Origin of the sequence: Acinetobacter sp. NBRC 110496 (genome assembly GCF_000876115.1) — a bacterium.
Taxonomy (GTDB): domain Bacteria; phylum Pseudomonadota; class Gammaproteobacteria; order Pseudomonadales; family Moraxellaceae; genus Acinetobacter.
Genome location: NZ_BBTF01000072.1, coordinates 1 through 15387 on the forward strand (window position 1 = coordinate 1; position 15387 = coordinate 15387).

Below are 15387 nucleotides of genomic sequence, written 5' to 3' on the forward strand. Positions count from 1 at the left end.
AAACGATCACCCAAATGTTTGGATAAGAATTATCGTATATTTTTAAATTCTCTACCTTGGCTGCATTATCACCGTTTGGTATTACATGGATTTCAACTAAATCCTTATTGGGCTGCAATCTTTGATACAGTAGGCTTTTCTCATTACGGTAATATGAATTACCTTGTAGAGAATGCAGAGCTTATTCATGATCAATTTAAACATAAGTTTCTGAAACGACGGATTGCACTGGAATATACAAAATTTATTGAACCAATTAATGAAAGTATTAAATTCCAAAAGGCATTGTTTAAACGTTGTCTAGACAAACATAAGCAGATCAATTGTATGATCTATGATTTACCTTGTATGTTTACTATTCCCTTACAATTTGATGCCGAAGTTAAATTACCAAAACTTGCTAGTAAATGGCTGGAAAGATTACATCAATCCGAAGAATTAGCTGGCAAGCTGTATGATGTGCAATGGCGTATTGTGAAATCACTGAATGGATTTTATTCAGTCCATGCCATCATTTATGTGATTGGTGATGAGTGTAAATATTCTGATTTTATCTTACGGGTATGGAGAGGGGCTTGTTTACACAAGGGACATGAGCTTGTGCAAGGATCACCTTATTTGGTTTGGGAAAAACACTGTTACTTTGCGGACAGTGATATGCGTAGCTACTGGAGTAAACAGCTTGAGTTTCTAAATGGCCCCCTCAAACTTTATCGGTATATGAGTCAGCATATTTCCTATTTATGGCAAAGCTATACAGGGAATATCCCTGCTAAGTAAACTTTTCAAATATAAGGCGCTCTGATTAGAACGCCTTTTTTATGCTTGTATAAATCGCTGTGATTAAATCTCTAAAAATTATAGGTATAGGTCAAACCACTGTTGGTGGTGATGGTCACTTCACGGACATATTCAGCGGAACAGCCCAAGTAGACTTTTGCCACTGAGCCATAGCGCATATTTTGGTAATCGTAAGTGCCTTTGCTTCTGCAATTACCACGGTTGATTAAAACCCCTGTGATGGTGGTTGGCGCATCGTTCAAGGACATGATGTTTAACAAATCGGTATAGCCTGTCATGGAGTATTGTGATTCTTCACGACGGACACGGACTTCAAATTGTTCTTGTACAGTGGGTTCAGTCCCTTCCTCAGCATTATATGACTCATCTTCCAGAAAGGATTTATCAACGGCTGGAAAATCATCTTCAGATTGAGGCGGAGTTTCAGTCGCATCAGCAGTGCTATGCTCACTTGTTTGAGTTGGGGTATCCTTTGGTTTTGGTGCATCGTTACCTGAATTACACGCAGTTAAAGTCAGTAGCAACACACTGGATAAAACAATCGATGGAATAAAATTCATTACACATGCCTATATTTAATCGAATATTGTGATCTACAGGGTTGGGTGAAAGCCCAACTCTGTGTATTTAATTGTTTGGTCAATCAATTTTTTACTTTTTATAAAAGTGGGAATTACTCATCGATCTTTTTAAATACCTTTTCGATCGGCGTGTAGTTTTCCAAGCTAAAATCAAAAGGAATTGGCTTTTTCAGTGTCACATCAAATTGCTTTAATCGAGCATTTTCTATGCCGTTGAAATGTTTGCGTTGAAAGGACATGGTGCTCGGTTCAAGGATGGCAATCGGTTCATTCGCAGAATCAGCTTGAGTGTTGTTGGCCTGATAAATGACTAAGCTCTCTAATTCCAATTTATGATTATTGAAGTTAAAAATGTAACCGACATACTTCTGTCCACCAGCCGTAATAATATTTTGTGCTAACTCTGGCGTGGATGGGGCTGTGAAATTCACAATAAGATCAGATGCGAAATTCATATTCTCAAAATGTAATTGTTTCGAATCAGCATCGTAATAAACAAAATTATCAATCGGACCATTTGGTCGATCATTCGGTGTATAGCTGCTTGGCATAAACAGACTTTGACCAGACGTAGCATTTAAACTGAGTTCTAAAAGCTTCAAGTCATAATTTAGATGGGCATTTTTAGTATCCAACTCATTTTGAAGTGTCTGAATACGTTGTTGATATTGTTCTGTACTCTCAAATTGATCTTTTTGTGGTGGAGTCACCTGCATTGTCGATCTTATATAATTGATTGCCGTATCATGCGCTGCACGCAAAGAATAGTCATCACCTAAAGCAAAAGTGAATGCAGGAAACTGTTGATCAGTATGTCCGATCACTAAAACTTGATTGTTTTTTAAAGCCAGCACATTTCTTAAATCATTGAGAATGGACTGGAAATACACGCAGTTTGCACAATAATCTGCAACATCGTCATTTTCAGCAAACATCTGCAATCCATAGATGGTTTTATACGGTGGATAAAAGGAAAAATACCCCTCATCTTTGATGAGTTCCTGAAAGTCTTCTCCAGTCTTTGTTAGCGGAGGTGTAATTTTATTGCGAGCGATAATCAAAGGAGAAGAAACAGCCTGTGCAGGGACAGCATCATTCAATGACATGTTTTCAATCTTTTGAGATAGTTCTTTATTCTCTACATCATCTTGTTGTGGTTTTGAGCAGCCGACCAACGCAAGGCTGGTGAGCAGCGCAATTGAAATGTATTTCATCCTATTATTTTCCCCATCCAATATTTTTTAAGTTTTTAAAAATGAATTATGAAATTGCCTGTAATTTCAAATACATTTTGCTTGGCTGTCATAGGCTCTAGCGATGCTGTTACTGAGCACAATAAGGACAACCAAAATAAGCTGTGCGATGAATTTCATGATTTTTATCCAGCACAAAACACCACTGACCAAAATGGATGCAGCAGTTAATTGATGCCTTGAGTCAATCAGGACACAGTGAAAGCGTGTGATAAATGAATTGGAATAAAATGCCTGAGAGGCAGAGAAAGTGCAGGGGAATAATAAAGCACAGTAAATTGCGTCATGGTTGACTCCTAGATGAATTAGAAGTTCTACCGAATCACTGTCAATTGATTATGGTGGCAGAACGAAAAGGGGTTGACAGACTGGACATCTAGAACCAGCACGCGCGAACGCGTCCCCCTCCCGTTCTACCGCAAAGGGGGACGAGAAGGTTTTTACACATACAAAGAATACTCAGATGAATAAACTCCGATGCGCTAGATGAGCGGTCTGTCAAAACCGACTGACAATGTAGGTCAGCCCTTGCATCATAATCGCTGCTAAAAAACAGGTCAATTGATCTGTTTAATCATCATTCAAAAATTGCCTAAAACTGATGAAAAAAAACGCATTCTAAAAAAATACAAATACATAGCATCTAATTGAGAACAGTGTTTCTCCATTTGAGATAGCACCAATACATGCTTCAGCTACATTGCAATCATTTTGCCTGCTTCCCCAGCAGGTTTTTTTATTCATTTACAGGAAATACCACAATGAGTTTGCCATGTCCTTATTGCCAGTCCCGAGAGACGGTACTGCTTGAATCAACCCAACATTTACCCAGTACCTCAACCAATAACCCCATTTCCAATAGTGTGATGTCACCGATGGCACTTGCCACATTAGGAGTGAGTGTTTCCAAAAGCCTGAATATTCCTCCAATTGCAGGTGCAATCGTTGGGGTACTGATTGGCGGTATCTGGATGTTGATCACTGAAGATGAACAGCAACAACCGCTTCACCCAACTTATCGCAAACAGTATTACTGCAACAACTGTGACCGCAGCTTTAGCCCGAATTTACGCAATTAAGTATTTAGCAAAATTTAAATCGAACCCTTTTACCCATTCAAAATCGATACAGGAATTATTCTTATGGCACATTTAGTTGAAACTATGGCATTCACTGGACAAACCCCTTGGCATGGGTTAGGCAATGAACTCACACCAAACCAACCCATCGAGGTTTGGGCACAACAAGCAGGCATGGACTGGCGGATAGAATCCTCGGATGTCAATTACATGGCACAGAATGAACGTGGACAAAGCATCATCATGCCTTTTGAAGAACAACGAGTGCTTTACCGTTCAGATACGCATGCACCTTTATCCGTGGTCAGCCAACGCTTTCAAGAAGTCCAACCGATGGAAATCCTACACTTCTACAAAGACCTGACGGAGCAATCAGGCTTTGAACTGGAAACCGCAGGGGTACTGAAAGGTGGCAAGAAATTCTGGGCATTAGCCAAGACTGGACAGACTTCAGCACTCAAGGGTAAGGATGTGAGTAATGGCTATATTCTACTAGCGACGGCTTGTGATGGCACTCTAGCAACCACTGCACAGTTCACCAGTATCCGGGTGGTATGTAACAATACTTTGGCAATTGCTCTCAAAGGACAAAATACCAGTGCAGGTGTGGTTAAAGTCCCACACAGCACTCGTTTCGATGCTGAGAAAGTTAAACAACAGTTGGGTATTTCAGTCCGTGCATGGGATGAACACATGTATGAAATGAAACAACTGAGCCAGCGTAAGGTAACTCAGCAGGAAGCAGCAGCCTTCTTTGATGCGGTGTTTAACAATACCAACCTAACTATGGCTGAACAAGATGAAAGCATCATTCAGTTCTATCGAAATGCTGCTATGCCAAACCAAGGCATCAACACCCCAACCAAAGCGGACAATAAAACCGAGCCAAATGGACGTGCCATGTCGAAAGTCATGACCATGTTTAACGGACATGGACGTGGTGCAGAACTGAGTTCAGCCAAGGATACCGCTTATGGATTATTGTGCAGCATCACCGAGTTCTGTGACCATGAACGTCGAGCGATGAGTACCGATCATCGACTCGATTCAGCATGGTTTGGTGCAGGGGCTGCCATTAAACAGCGTGGTCTGGAACAGGCATTGAGAATGATTGCCTAAATTCAGTTTCAATTAAGCCAGCTCCATTAGCCTAAGCATACAGTAACACCGTACAAGCACAGCAACACCTTTAGCCGCACCCTCATGCGGCTTTTTTATGCCCAAAATTCAGCTTTTACGATTTTATCGATACAGGAATAATTGCAATGAATAGTCATACTCAAATTCAAAACACGCTAAATAACCCACCACTACAACCCTATTTACCGAATCTAAATCAATCCATTCAGCAGATTGAGGTGGGAACCCGAACCAAACGAGATCGACCGAATACGCAACCACGAAAGACCAAAGCCCTTACAGCAAAAAGACTTGCCAACACCAAACAGATGAACTATCAACAATGGTTAGAAGTCAGAAAACAGGGTATTGGCAGCAGTGATGCAGCAACGGCCTGTGGACTGAATCCCTATATGTCGATGCTGGAACTGTGGATGATCAAGACAGGGCGGATGCAACAAAACATCGAGGATGAAAGTGCAGGTTACGCACCCTTGTACTGGGGAAAAAAGCTAGAACCTTTGGTGGCTGAATACTACAGCATGCACACCAATCATAAAGTCCGTCGAGTTAATGCAGTATTGCAACACCCTGATGAAGACAAACAGTTTATGTTGGCGAACTTGGATTATGCTGTAGTCGGTAATGAAGAAGTGCAAATTTTGGAATGTAAAACCGTGGGGGAATATGGCGCAAAACTATGGCGAGATGGCGTGCCTTTATATGTGCTGTGTCAGGTACAGCATCAATTGGCAGTGACAGGTAAACAGGCAGCGCATATTTGTGCCTTGATCTGTGGGCATGAAACCAAAATCTATAAAGTGACTCGTAATGAAACTGTGATTCAGCACATCATTAATGCGGAACGTCATTTCTGGCAATGTGTCGAAACAGGTATTCCACCCAGTGTAGATGCTTCGGATTCAGCAGCTAAAGCCTTGCAACAACTTTATCCTGAACAGATTCCATTAACAGTAGAAGACCTGACCCAAAATGAACAAGCTAATTATTTGTTTAATCAGTTACTAGAGGAGCGACATAAAGTTGAACAACACCAGCAGTATTTTGATGAACTGAAACATCAACTACAAATGATGATGAAAGAAGCAGAGCGAGCGGTATTTACAGGTGGTTCAGTCACATGGAAGAAATCACAAGACTCAATCAGCCTAGACAGTAAATCATTGCTTAAACAGCATCCTGAATACCTACAGCAATTTCCCCAAACCAAAGCAGGAACACGACGCTTTCAGATTTATCCGAATGGTGGATAGGGCTGATACCCAAGTAACCCATTTCAATTTAACTAACACCCCAACCAACTGATCCCATACCCCAAACAAGTATGGGATTTTTTATGCCCAAAATTTATTTATCCAAATTTAAACGCCATTTCAACATCTATATAGAGTACATCATCATGATTAAAGGTTTAGCTATTACCCCACCTGTGTTGGGGCGTATCAGTATCGGCAAAATTGTCGAAAAGAATGGAAAACGTCTGCCTGAAAAAGATGATCAATTTACCATTACCAGCCAAATCCAAAATAAAGATGGGTGGGTCAAACATCCACTGGATGAGCAACTACGTGCCAAAGCGCCCAATCAGAACCAAAAGCTGAGAAGCATTCCAGTCCGCATGATCTTCAATGATCCCGATCTCAACTTAAGAGCAGAGTACAGCCTATTTGACCGCCAAACTGGACGTTTAATCTGTTCAGGCAATGGCGAAAGCTGTCAGCGACTCGGTCAAAATGGCATTGAACAACATCCTTGTCCATCCCCTGATTTATGTCCATTGGCACAGGGTGGATTATGCAAGCCCTATGGCAGACTCTACGTCAACTTAGATGAATCAGATGAGTTTGGTACTTTCATCTTTAGAACCACAGGCTTTAACAGCATCCGCACTTTGGCAGCTCGACTTCGTTACTATCACGCAGCATCGGGTGACTTACTTTCTTGTTTGCCATTGCAATTGACCTTGCGAGGTAAAAGCACCACACAAAGTTACCGTACCCCGATCTACTACGTGGATCTGACTTTACGTGATGGCACAAACCTGAAAGATGCGATTAGTTCAGCCAAACAGATGGATGAACAAAGTAAGACAGCAGGGTTCTATCAGGAGGCTTTGGATCATGTGGCACGGCAGGGTTATGGTAATGCCTGCTTTGAGGTGGGAGGTGAAGAGGGTTTGGATATAGTGGAGGAGTTTTACAGCGTTGAATCTCAAACAGAGCATCAGCAAACGCATGATCTCACTCATGTTCAAGATATTCAGAAAGGCTTACAGCAGTCGGTTCAAGCTCTGAATTAAATACTGTTGGGGGCTAAGAAGCCCCCAACAGTAATATTGCTACTATTTTTTATTAAAAAATTTGAACTACTTATTGAATCAATAAACATTACTTAAGTATCGTTTATTTGGAGGGCGGTAGTACGTTAGGCTTTTGTAACATTAATCCATTTATAACTTTTTGTTGTCTACTATCTTCATTACGTAGTTGTTTATCTTTAGAATGATGGTCTTTATTCTCTTCGACTTTGGTGTCGCCATGATTATGATCAGTGATATTACGTAATTCGGTATCATCTAAGGAGCGAATCGTTTTTGAAGTGCTAGGTTCAGCCCATGATGTCGTATTCAAAAAAATGAAAAATAATAAATTGTACTTCATCCATGAAGTCATAGCGTGATCCTTTTTTACTCAATACCGACTACAGTGGTGATATAACCAGTGGCTAAAAGAATTGATAGACCTAATGACATCTCAAATAAAATGGCATAGCCCAATTGTTTCGCAAATTTCGGGTCTTGTAAGCGAGGTGTGAAATACCATTTGTTAAAGGCTGCTAACAATAAAATACTTAGGACAAATAATATTTTAATAATAAATCCATGCCCATAAGGTGTATTGATTAGAGTATTAAAATCTTTAAAGAGTAATAAAGCAATACTAAGACCACAAGCGATGAGTATTCCTACAATAAAGGCTGCTATTTGCCCAAATAGATGCATACGTTCTTTAAGTGGTAAGCCATTAATTTTTTTGCTTGTTTTCCATAATGGATAAAGCGACCCCATCCATAAGGACATTACAAGTACATGTATTGATAACAAAGCTTGAGCGAATAAGGGTAAATTCGTGACGTGTCCGAGTTGTGAAAAACTTAAAACGATTGGTGTGAGCAGTATGGTAAAGATTGCTCCTTCAGTTTTGGAAATATCAATCGTCCCTTTACTAAATTTGACTATCATAAATATGAGTAAAAGTGCAAAACTGATTGATCGAATGATAGAGACATGTCCAGTAGGAGTATTGACTAGTATATTTATATAGTTGCTATCCCACATACCTGAAAGGCCAGTGTTGGCAAAACTTCCTATAAGAATGAAGAAGCCGAGAACACTTGAAAAAAGGCCTAAACCTGTACCAATAGTCATGTATTTTAGAATAGTCTCCTTGATTTCAACATAACGTCCAAGTAAGAAATAGCAGAAAGCACCGCCAATAACAAATGCAATCCCTAAATATAAAATGACTTTAACCAACCATGTTGCATATATCCAAGTCTCAGGAATCATATTTTTCTCCCTTTATTATAGCAACATGCCAGCAAGCTGCTGGCATGTTGACTATTTTCACTCATTGTTATTTTGCCGATTTAATAGTGAAATTATATTCACCATTCATGTTATGGCCATCGGTACCCATTGTGGTCCAAACCACCGTATATTTTCCTTTTTTTAGTTTTGGAACCGCTACGTCAAATGATTTTTTCATATCATGAGTTATTTGGTAGTTCAAAGGGATATCCTTACGTTGGGCATCAAGTAACTTAACGTTCATTAGCATGACTTCTTCACCAAAATTGAGTGTTATGTTTTTTGGTTGACTTGCTACAGAAGCATTGATCGCAGGAATTGCACTTTCAAGTTTCACGTGTGCAAATGCACTTGAAGCAGTAACAATCAGTGTTGCACCTACGAGAGTGTTACGTAGAGCTGACATTTTATTTTTGAAAATTTTCATTTCTTCATCCTCTTTAAACTAATCTTGGGCTCAGTAATGACCGAATGAAATGCATCAATTGGTTGCTTGGTCATCACCTTTCTCATGCTTATTATTAAAGGATGAGAGAAACATCCCGATGACTTCAAAATTACATTTTTGTCATTTTAAAAATTAAAAAACCACAAGTGGTACACTGGCTTTAAAGAAAACAATGATCACTAAACAAACTAATAAGAGGGAGTCTATTTCCATCTTAATGAAATTATTAATTTAAAAAATTAAATATGAAGGAGGCTTTTATGGACCATCATCATGAAAACAAAGTACTCAATAACAGACTTACTGACCCTGTCTGTGGTATGACAGTTACAGAAGCATCCAAGTTTTATGAAGAAGTTAAAAATAGAACTTTTTACTTTTGTAGTGAGAAATGCCACATAAAGTTTAAAAGTGATCCTCATTTTTATATTACTAAAGTTGAGAATGTAGTTACGTTAAAAGAACCACAAAAGAGGGATGGTGAGGATTCAAATGAAGTTAATCAGCCTGCTCATGTTAATACCTTCACGATATACACTTGTCCAATGCATCCTGAAATTAGACAGAACCATGCGGGAAATTGTCCGATCTGTGGTATGTCGTTAGAGCCTTTACTTCCTGACTTAGATGACGCTGATGAAAACCCAGAACTCAAGAATTTTAAGCATAGATTTTGGTGGACCTTACCGCTAACCATTATTGTAGTTTTCTTAGCAATGTTTGGTCATCAATTGAACTGGTTCGAAATGCAGGTGCAAAGCTGGATGGAACTGGTACTGACTTTACCAATTGTTTTGTGGGCAGGAATGCCATTTTTTGTGAGATGTTGGCAGTCAATCTGGAATCGGAGTCCAAATATGTGGACCTTGATTGGAATAGGTACAGGAGCTGCTTTTATATACAGCCTTGTTGGAACAATAGTACCTCAAGTATTTCCAGACTCATTTGTATCTATGGGGCGTGTTGCTGTGTATTTTGAGGCGACCGCAGCGATTATTTCTCTCACATTGTTAGGTCAAGTGCTAGAGTTAAAAGCACGTTCCCAAACTTCAGCGGCAATTAAATCCCTACTTGGGCTAGCACCTAAAACAGCAAGAAAAATCAGTGTTGATGGTATAGAAGAAGATATTCCACTATCTCATGTACACGTAGGCGATTTATTACGGATACGCCCCGGTGAAAAAGTTCCTGTTGATGGAGTCATTACAGAAGGTTCAAGCTCTGTAGATGAATCGATGTTAACTGGTGAACCTGTGCCAGTTACAAAACGTGTGGGTGATCAAGTCATTGGTGCAACAATGAACATGAATGGTTCATTGGTGATGCGATCAGAAAAAGTTGGATCATCAACCGTACTTTCTCAAATCGTGCAAATGGTTGCTCAGGCTCAACGTTCAAAAGCACCTATGCAGCGGATGGCGGATCATGTTGCAGGACGATTTGTTATGGGGGTTATAGGTATTGCTGTTCTAACTTTTTTGGGGTGGGGGCTATTCGGACCTGAACCTAGTTGGGTTTATGGATTAATCAATGCAGTAGCTGTTTTAATCATCGCATGCCCATGTGCTTTGGGATTAGCTACGCCAATGTCAATTATGGTAGCAACAGGGCGAGGTGCATCAAATGGAGTACTTTTTCGAGACGCTGCCGCAATAGAGAATCTACGTAAAATTGATACATTGATTATTGATAAAACAGGAACTTTGACAGAAGGACAACCATCATTCAATAAAGTAGTAGCCACTTCAGGATATGAAAAGAATGAAGTCCTCCGTTTAGCTGCGAGTTTAGATCAGGGCAGTGAGCATCCTTTAGCAAATGCAATTGTACGTGCCGCCCGTGAGCGAAATCTTACTTTAAGTAAACCTACTTCATTTGAATCAGGTTCAGGTATTGGTGTTAATGGAGAGATAAACGGACAAAAATTAGCGCTAGGCAATACGGCACTGATGAAGCAATTAGGGATATCTGTTAACACTCTTATTCCACAAGCAGAGGTATTAAGAGCTGAAGGTGCCAGTGTTATGTATTTGGCAGCCGATGGAAAACTGCTAGGTCTTCTGGCAGTTTCAGATCCAATCAAAGCAAGCACTCCAGAGGCCCTTTTATCGTTGGAAGACTCAGGTTTAAGAATCATCATGGCAACAGGTGATGGGCTAACTACAGCAAAATCAGTTGGGGCTAAGTTAGGAATTAGTGAGGTTTATGGTGAGGTTAAACCTGCTGATAAATTAGATTTGGTCACAAAATTGCAAAAAGAAGGGAGAATTGTTGCTATGGCTGGTGATGGAATTAATGATGCACCAGCCTTGGCTCAAGCTGATATTGGAATCGCAATGGGCACGGGTACTGATGTAGCAATGAATAGTGCCCAAGTTACATTAGTAAAAGGTGACTTACGTGGTATTGAAATTGCTCGTTCTTTATCAGAGGCAACTGTTAAAAATATGAAACAAAACTTGATGTTTGCTTTCCTCTATAATGGATTAGGTATCCCTTTGGCTGCTGGTGTACTGTATCCATTTACTGGCTGGTTACTCTCGCCTATGATTGCTGCATTAGCAATGAGCCTAAGCTCAGCATCGGTAATTGGTAATGCCTTACGATTACGTCATCAAAAATAATCACGACTTACCACTCATTAGCGTAAGTTAATGAGTGGTAAGCATCATTAGAATGAGTGCTTAATAACCGAGATATCACTAATTTTTAAAGATAATTTTAAAAGAAATATGTCCCTCGTTATAAGTCGCTTGAATGGAAGCTCCATGCACATCAAGAATAGATTTGGTAATTGCTAAACCAAGGCCAGTACCTTCTTCAACTCTCTGTCTAGATACATCTGTTCGATAAAAACGATCGAATAACCGATTAAGTTGTTCTGATGATAGTGGGGAGCTTTCATTTTCAATGATGAATGTTGTTGTATCAAAGTTTTGTTGGCATGTGATTTTGATGACCGAATCTGATTTGCCATATTTAATTGCATTCGATAACAAATTACTTAAAGCGCGGCGTAGCATTAAAGGATCACCTTTTATACTACCTGAACCACTCTGTTCGAGTGACATTCCCTTTTCAGCAGCGATAGCATCATAAAAATCAAATAATGCTGAAACTTCTTTAACTAAATTAACCTGTTGTAGGTTAGGTAAATGTAGACCATGTTCTGCTTTTGCCAAAAATAGCATATCAGAGACCATGCGAGCTAAATGCTCAAACTCTTCTAAATTTGAAAATAGAACTTCCTGATAAGTATTAATATTTCGACTACGAGATAAACATACTTGAGTTTGAGTCATCAAATTGTTAATAGGTGTTCTTATTTCATGAGCAAGATCAGATGAAAAATCTGAAAGTTTTTCTACTGCGGCTTCTAGCCGATCTAACATATCATTAAAAGCGACAGCCAGTGATTTAAGTTCGGTTGGAGTATTTTCGACTTCTAAACGTTCAGAAAGATGTTGGGCTGAGATACCCTCTGCTACTTTTGCCATTTGTTGTACTGGACGTAGCCCTCGCCATGCTGCGAACCACCCTAAGAACATTAAACAAATTGTACCCACAAATCCAATGTATAAAAGTTGACGTCTAAAGTCATTTAAGAAATGTAGATGCTCAGAGGTATCGATTCCAACAATAATCTGAGCTGATATAAACGAGTCATTATGATCAAAAGTCTTTTTATAAATTAAGCCACGATAAGTCTTATTTTTAATTTTCCATTCAAGCCATGGATCTTGTTTTGATTTGTTGAGTGCTTGGGGATGAATTACTGATGGTGCTGAGCTAAAAATAACTTGACCTGTTGGACGTTCAATCTGAACAATCAGATCGTGATGTCCAATTAAGGCATCTTTTAAATATAAATTTAGTTCTTGAGAGTTAGATGGGTTCTGTTCAAGTAGATTCTCTATAAGTTGAATTTTGCCTTCTAATTGAGTTCGGTCTTGAGCTTCAAAATGATGCATTACGAGCTTGTGAATAACCAACCCCATAATCATTAAGATGATAACAGTAGAAAGAGAAAAGATGATTGCTATACGAAAGCTGATTGCATTAAACAATTTACGAGTCATCTTCTACCTCTAAAACATACCCCATTCCACGTATGTTCTGTATCAGCTTTGGGCTAAAATTACTGTCAATTTTACTGCGCAAACGTTTGATAGCGACTTCTACAACGTTGGTATCACTATCAAAATTCATGTCCCATATTTGAGAGGCAATGAGCGTACGAGGTAATATCTCACCACGTCTACGCATAAATAATTCCATCAGCGCGAATTCTTTAGCTGTTAAGTCAATACGTTGCCCAGCGCGAGTGACGCGGCGTTTACGAAGATCAAGTTCAAGATCAGCAATTGTAATAAGGTTACTATCTTCTTTTTGTTGTCCCCGTCGGAGTAAGCTTTTAATTCGTGCTAATAACTCAGCAAAAGCAAAAGGCTTGACTAGATAATCATCAGCACCTAAATCCAAGCCTTTCACACGATCTTCAATTTGATCACGTGCTGAAAGAAAAAGAATAGGCATAGTTTTGCCACTTTTTCGGATATCATAAATGATATCCCAACCATCTAGCTTTGGAAGCATCACATCTAAAATGATGAGGTCATATTCTTCGGAAAGCGCTTGATGTTTACCAGATAATCCATCCGTTACCCAATCCGTTATATACCCAGCTTCAGATAGACCTTGTTTAAGGTAGTCACCGGTTTTTTGTTCATCTTCAACTAGTAAGATTCTCATTGATAAAAATCCCATATCACTCATTAAGAACATAATAACGTTATAAATACGTGATTCGTTGTAGATTACAAAAATGTCATTTTCATGTCACATAGATGTTTAGTGAAGGCCTTTAAGGTATTTACATAAAGTTAATTTTTGGAGCAAAACATGAAAACTCTATTCAGCCGTAGCTTAACCACTCTTATGTGTGTTGGTACTTTAATTGTAGGAACTCAGTCTTGGGCAGCAGATGTGAAACAAGGAACTACAGTTGTGTCTGAAATTAAAGCCGATTCAAAGACGCAAGAGAAATGTCAAAAACCTTGTAATATGAAGAATGATGATAAAACCCAACAGGATCATAGTCAGCATGAGCATGGTAACATGACGGATATGTCTCAGATGGATCATTCTAAGATGATGAATATGGGGCAATCTAAAATGAGTAATATGGATAATTCCAGTATGATGAACATGGACCACTCAAAGATGAACATGTCAAATACATCAAATAAATAACAAATACGATAAATGAAAGATCGGGGGAAATTAAAGCGAATAATAGGTTTGCTTGATTCTCCCATCCTTATATTAGATAGGTGAAATAAATGTCTACAAAATTAACGCATGTCCTTTTAATAGGAGTCGGTTTATTTTCATCAACTTGGGTTGTGGCAGCAGTTAAAGAATATGATTTAACAATCGCTGAGCAAACGGTGAATATCACAGGTAAGCCTTTAAAACGAATTACGGTTAATGGGAAATTTGTTGCACCTCTTCTTGAGTTTGAGGAAGGTGATGATGCTATTATTCGTGTCCATAACAAGCTAAAAAAACAAGATTCTTCTATTCATTGGCACGGGTTAATTCTACCGGGCATCATGGATGGCGTACCCGGATTTAATCAGTTTGACGGTATTGCCCCTAATAAGACCTACGAATATAAGTTTAAGGTACGCCAAAATGGTACCTATTGGTATCATTCGCATAGTAAAGGTCAAGAACAAGAGGGCTTGTATGGTCCGTTAGTCATTTACCCCAAAAATAGGACACCTTTAACTGTAGCTGAGAAAACAGATAAGGATTATGTCGTATTACTTTCAGATTTTCATGATTCAACTAGTGATAAAATCATGAATAATCTAAAGAAAGAAGCTGACTATTATCAGAACCGTCGTGAAACTGTTTTTGATGTTTTTAAACAAATTAAAAAAGATGGTTTAAAAGCAACATGGCAAGACCGTTCGATGTGGAACCAGATGCGAATGCTCAAGACAGATATGTCTGATGTGACAAAATATACTTTTTTGATGAATGGTAAGACTCCAGAACAAAATTGGACTGGTAATTTTAAGACGGGTGAAAAAGTACGTCTTCGGTTTATTAATGCCTCAGCAATGTCATTCTTTGACGTCAGAATCCCTAACTTGAAAATGACGGTAGTCAGTGCAGATGGGCAACCAGTGAAACCTGTTCCGGTTGATGAATTCAGAATAGGGACGGCTGAAACGTATGATGTTATTGTAGAACCCAAACAATCAAATTATCAAATTGAAGCAGAATCAATTGATAGGAGTGGTTTTTCAGTTGGTTCCTTACATGATGAGAATACTCCTCCAATAAATCAAATCAAAATGCCGAAGTCACGTCCTCGTTCTTTATTAACTATGGAAGATATGGGGATGGGGCATGATATGTCTTCTATGGCGGGCATGAATCACGACATGTCTTCAATGAAAGGCATGGATCATGATATGTCGCC

At 39.1% G+C, this 15387-nt stretch carries 15 protein-coding genes; 8 read left to right on the forward strand and 7 right to left on the reverse strand.

Translation table 11 applies throughout. The annotated features are described in order from the left end of the window. A partial coding sequence (locus Aba26S_RS19060; RefSeq protein ID WP_043974338.1) for a hypothetical protein occupies positions 1-780 on the forward strand: 780 nt, incomplete at its 5' end. 71 nt (positions 781-851) lie between these two features. Here Aba26S_RS19060 and Aba26S_RS19065 read toward each other — a convergent pair. Next, complete coding sequence (locus Aba26S_RS19065) at positions 852-1361, reverse strand: hypothetical protein (RefSeq protein WP_004699703.1); 510 nt, start codon at positions 1359-1361, stop codon at positions 852-854. A gap of 113 nt (positions 1362-1474) precedes the next feature. Beyond that, a complete protein-coding gene (locus Aba26S_RS19070) occupies positions 1475-2596 on the reverse strand; it encodes a hypothetical protein (protein ID WP_005003187.1) in 1122 nt (373 codons plus the stop codon). Positions 2597-3396: 800 nt separating this feature from the next. Here Aba26S_RS19070 and Aba26S_RS19075 point away from each other — a divergent pair. The 4 genes from Aba26S_RS19075 to Aba26S_RS19090 all read left to right on the forward strand — a co-directional run bounded on the left by Aba26S_RS19075 (position 3397) and on the right by Aba26S_RS19090 (position 7153). Next, positions 3397-3714 carry a hypothetical protein gene (locus Aba26S_RS19075; protein WP_004801552.1) on the forward strand — a complete coding sequence of 106 codons (318 nt, stop codon included), beginning with the start codon at positions 3397-3399 and terminating at the stop codon, positions 3712-3714. A 63-nt stretch (positions 3715-3777) separates the two neighbouring features. Continuing rightward, positions 3778-4833 (forward strand): DUF932 domain-containing protein, encoded by a 1056-nt coding sequence (locus Aba26S_RS19080; RefSeq protein ID WP_004801549.1) that lies wholly within the window; start codon positions 3778-3780, stop codon positions 4831-4833. 146 nt (positions 4834-4979) lie between these two features. After that, the gene (locus Aba26S_RS19085) at positions 4980-6107 is read left to right on the forward strand and encodes a YqaJ viral recombinase family protein (RefSeq protein WP_004801545.1); all 1128 of its coding nucleotides are present in this window, start codon (positions 4980-4982) and stop codon (positions 6105-6107) included. A gap of 146 nt (positions 6108-6253) precedes the next feature. Next, complete coding sequence (locus tag Aba26S_RS19090; protein ID WP_004801544.1) at positions 6254-7153, forward strand: hypothetical protein; 900 nt, start codon at positions 6254-6256, stop codon at positions 7151-7153. Between the two features lie 103 nt (positions 7154-7256). Here the strand turns inward: Aba26S_RS19090 and Aba26S_RS19095 are convergent, their stop codons facing one another. The 3 genes from Aba26S_RS19095 to Aba26S_RS19105 form a co-directional block, all read right to left on the reverse strand. Further along, positions 7257-7526 (reverse strand): hypothetical protein, encoded by a 270-nt coding sequence (locus Aba26S_RS19095; protein ID WP_004722342.1) that lies wholly within the window; start codon positions 7524-7526, stop codon positions 7257-7259. A 14-nt stretch (positions 7527-7540) separates the two neighbouring features. After that, positions 7541-8422, reverse strand: a complete 882-nt coding sequence (locus Aba26S_RS19100; RefSeq protein WP_005271733.1) for a copper resistance D family protein — start codon at positions 8420-8422, stop codon at positions 7541-7543. Positions 8423-8489: 67 nt separating this feature from the next. Further along, on the reverse strand, positions 8490-8870 hold the full coding sequence (locus tag Aba26S_RS19105) for a copper resistance protein CopC (RefSeq protein WP_004722340.1): 381 nt from the start codon (positions 8868-8870) through the stop codon (positions 8490-8492). A 281-nt stretch (positions 8871-9151) separates the two neighbouring features. Here Aba26S_RS19105 and Aba26S_RS19110 point away from each other — a divergent pair, with 281 nt between their 5' ends. Continuing rightward, positions 9152-11515 carry a heavy metal translocating P-type ATPase gene (locus Aba26S_RS19110; protein WP_005144782.1) on the forward strand — a complete coding sequence of 788 codons (2364 nt, stop codon included), beginning with the start codon at positions 9152-9154 and terminating at the stop codon, positions 11513-11515. A gap of 78 nt (positions 11516-11593) precedes the next feature. Here Aba26S_RS19110 and Aba26S_RS19115 read toward each other — a convergent pair whose 3' ends face one another. Together Aba26S_RS19115 and Aba26S_RS19120 are read right to left on the reverse strand one after the other, a co-directional pair. Continuing rightward, a complete protein-coding gene (locus Aba26S_RS19115; protein ID WP_004801537.1) occupies positions 11594-12970 on the reverse strand; it encodes a heavy metal sensor histidine kinase in 1377 nt (458 codons plus the stop codon). Continuing rightward, entirely contained in the window at positions 12960-13643 is a 684-nt protein-coding gene (locus Aba26S_RS19120; RefSeq protein WP_004722337.1) for a heavy metal response regulator transcription factor, read from the reverse strand. Before Aba26S_RS19120 ends, Aba26S_RS19115 begins: the two co-directional genes overlap by 11 nt. Before the next feature lie 150 nt (positions 13644-13793). Between Aba26S_RS19120 and Aba26S_RS19125 the strand changes: the two genes are divergently transcribed. Beyond that, the gene (locus Aba26S_RS19125; RefSeq protein ID WP_004801531.1) at positions 13794-14144 is read left to right on the forward strand and encodes a hypothetical protein; all 351 of its coding nucleotides are present in this window, start codon (positions 13794-13796) and stop codon (positions 14142-14144) included. Between the two features lie 89 nt (positions 14145-14233). Beyond that, positions 14234-15387 (forward strand): multicopper oxidase domain-containing protein (locus tag Aba26S_RS19130; protein WP_043974347.1); only part of this gene is annotated, 1154 nt, incomplete at its 3' end.

Bases quoted from the DNA above. Each gene is read 5' to 3' on its own strand.
- Aba26S_RS19095 (WP_004722342.1), bottom strand. From the start codon at position 7,526: ATGACTTCATGGATGAAGTACAATTTATTATTTTTCATTTTTTTGAAT.
- Aba26S_RS19070 (WP_005003187.1), bottom strand. From the start codon at position 2,596: ATGAAATACATTTCAATTGCGCTGCTCACCAGCCTTGCGTTGGTCGGC.
- Aba26S_RS19075 (WP_004801552.1), top strand. From the start codon at position 3,397: ATGAGTTTGCCATGTCCTTATTGCCAGTCCCGAGAGACGGTACTGCTT.
- Aba26S_RS19100 (WP_005271733.1), bottom strand. From the start codon at position 8,422: ATGATTCCTGAGACTTGGATATATGCAACATGGTTGGTTAAAGTCATT.
- Aba26S_RS19125 (WP_004801531.1), top strand. From the start codon at position 13,794: ATGAAAACTCTATTCAGCCGTAGCTTAACCACTCTTATGTGTGTTGGT.
- Aba26S_RS19080 (WP_004801549.1), top strand. From the start codon at position 3,778: ATGGCACATTTAGTTGAAACTATGGCATTCACTGGACAAACCCCTTGG.
- Aba26S_RS19110 (WP_005144782.1), top strand. From the start codon at position 9,152: ATGGACCATCATCATGAAAACAAAGTACTCAATAACAGACTTACTGAC.
- Aba26S_RS19065 (WP_004699703.1), bottom strand. From the start codon at position 1,361: ATGAATTTTATTCCATCGATTGTTTTATCCAGTGTGTTGCTACTGACT.
- Aba26S_RS19105 (WP_004722340.1), bottom strand. From the start codon at position 8,870: ATGAAAATTTTCAAAAATAAAATGTCAGCTCTACGTAACACTCTCGTA.
- Aba26S_RS19085 (WP_004801545.1), top strand. From the start codon at position 4,980: ATGAATAGTCATACTCAAATTCAAAACACGCTAAATAACCCACCACTA.
- Aba26S_RS19120 (WP_004722337.1), bottom strand. From the start codon at position 13,643: ATGAGAATCTTACTAGTTGAAGATGAACAAAAAACCGGTGACTACCTT.
- Aba26S_RS19090 (WP_004801544.1), top strand. From the start codon at position 6,254: ATGATTAAAGGTTTAGCTATTACCCCACCTGTGTTGGGGCGTATCAGT.
- Aba26S_RS19115 (WP_004801537.1), bottom strand. From the start codon at position 12,970: ATGACTCGTAAATTGTTTAATGCAATCAGCTTTCGTATAGCAATCATC.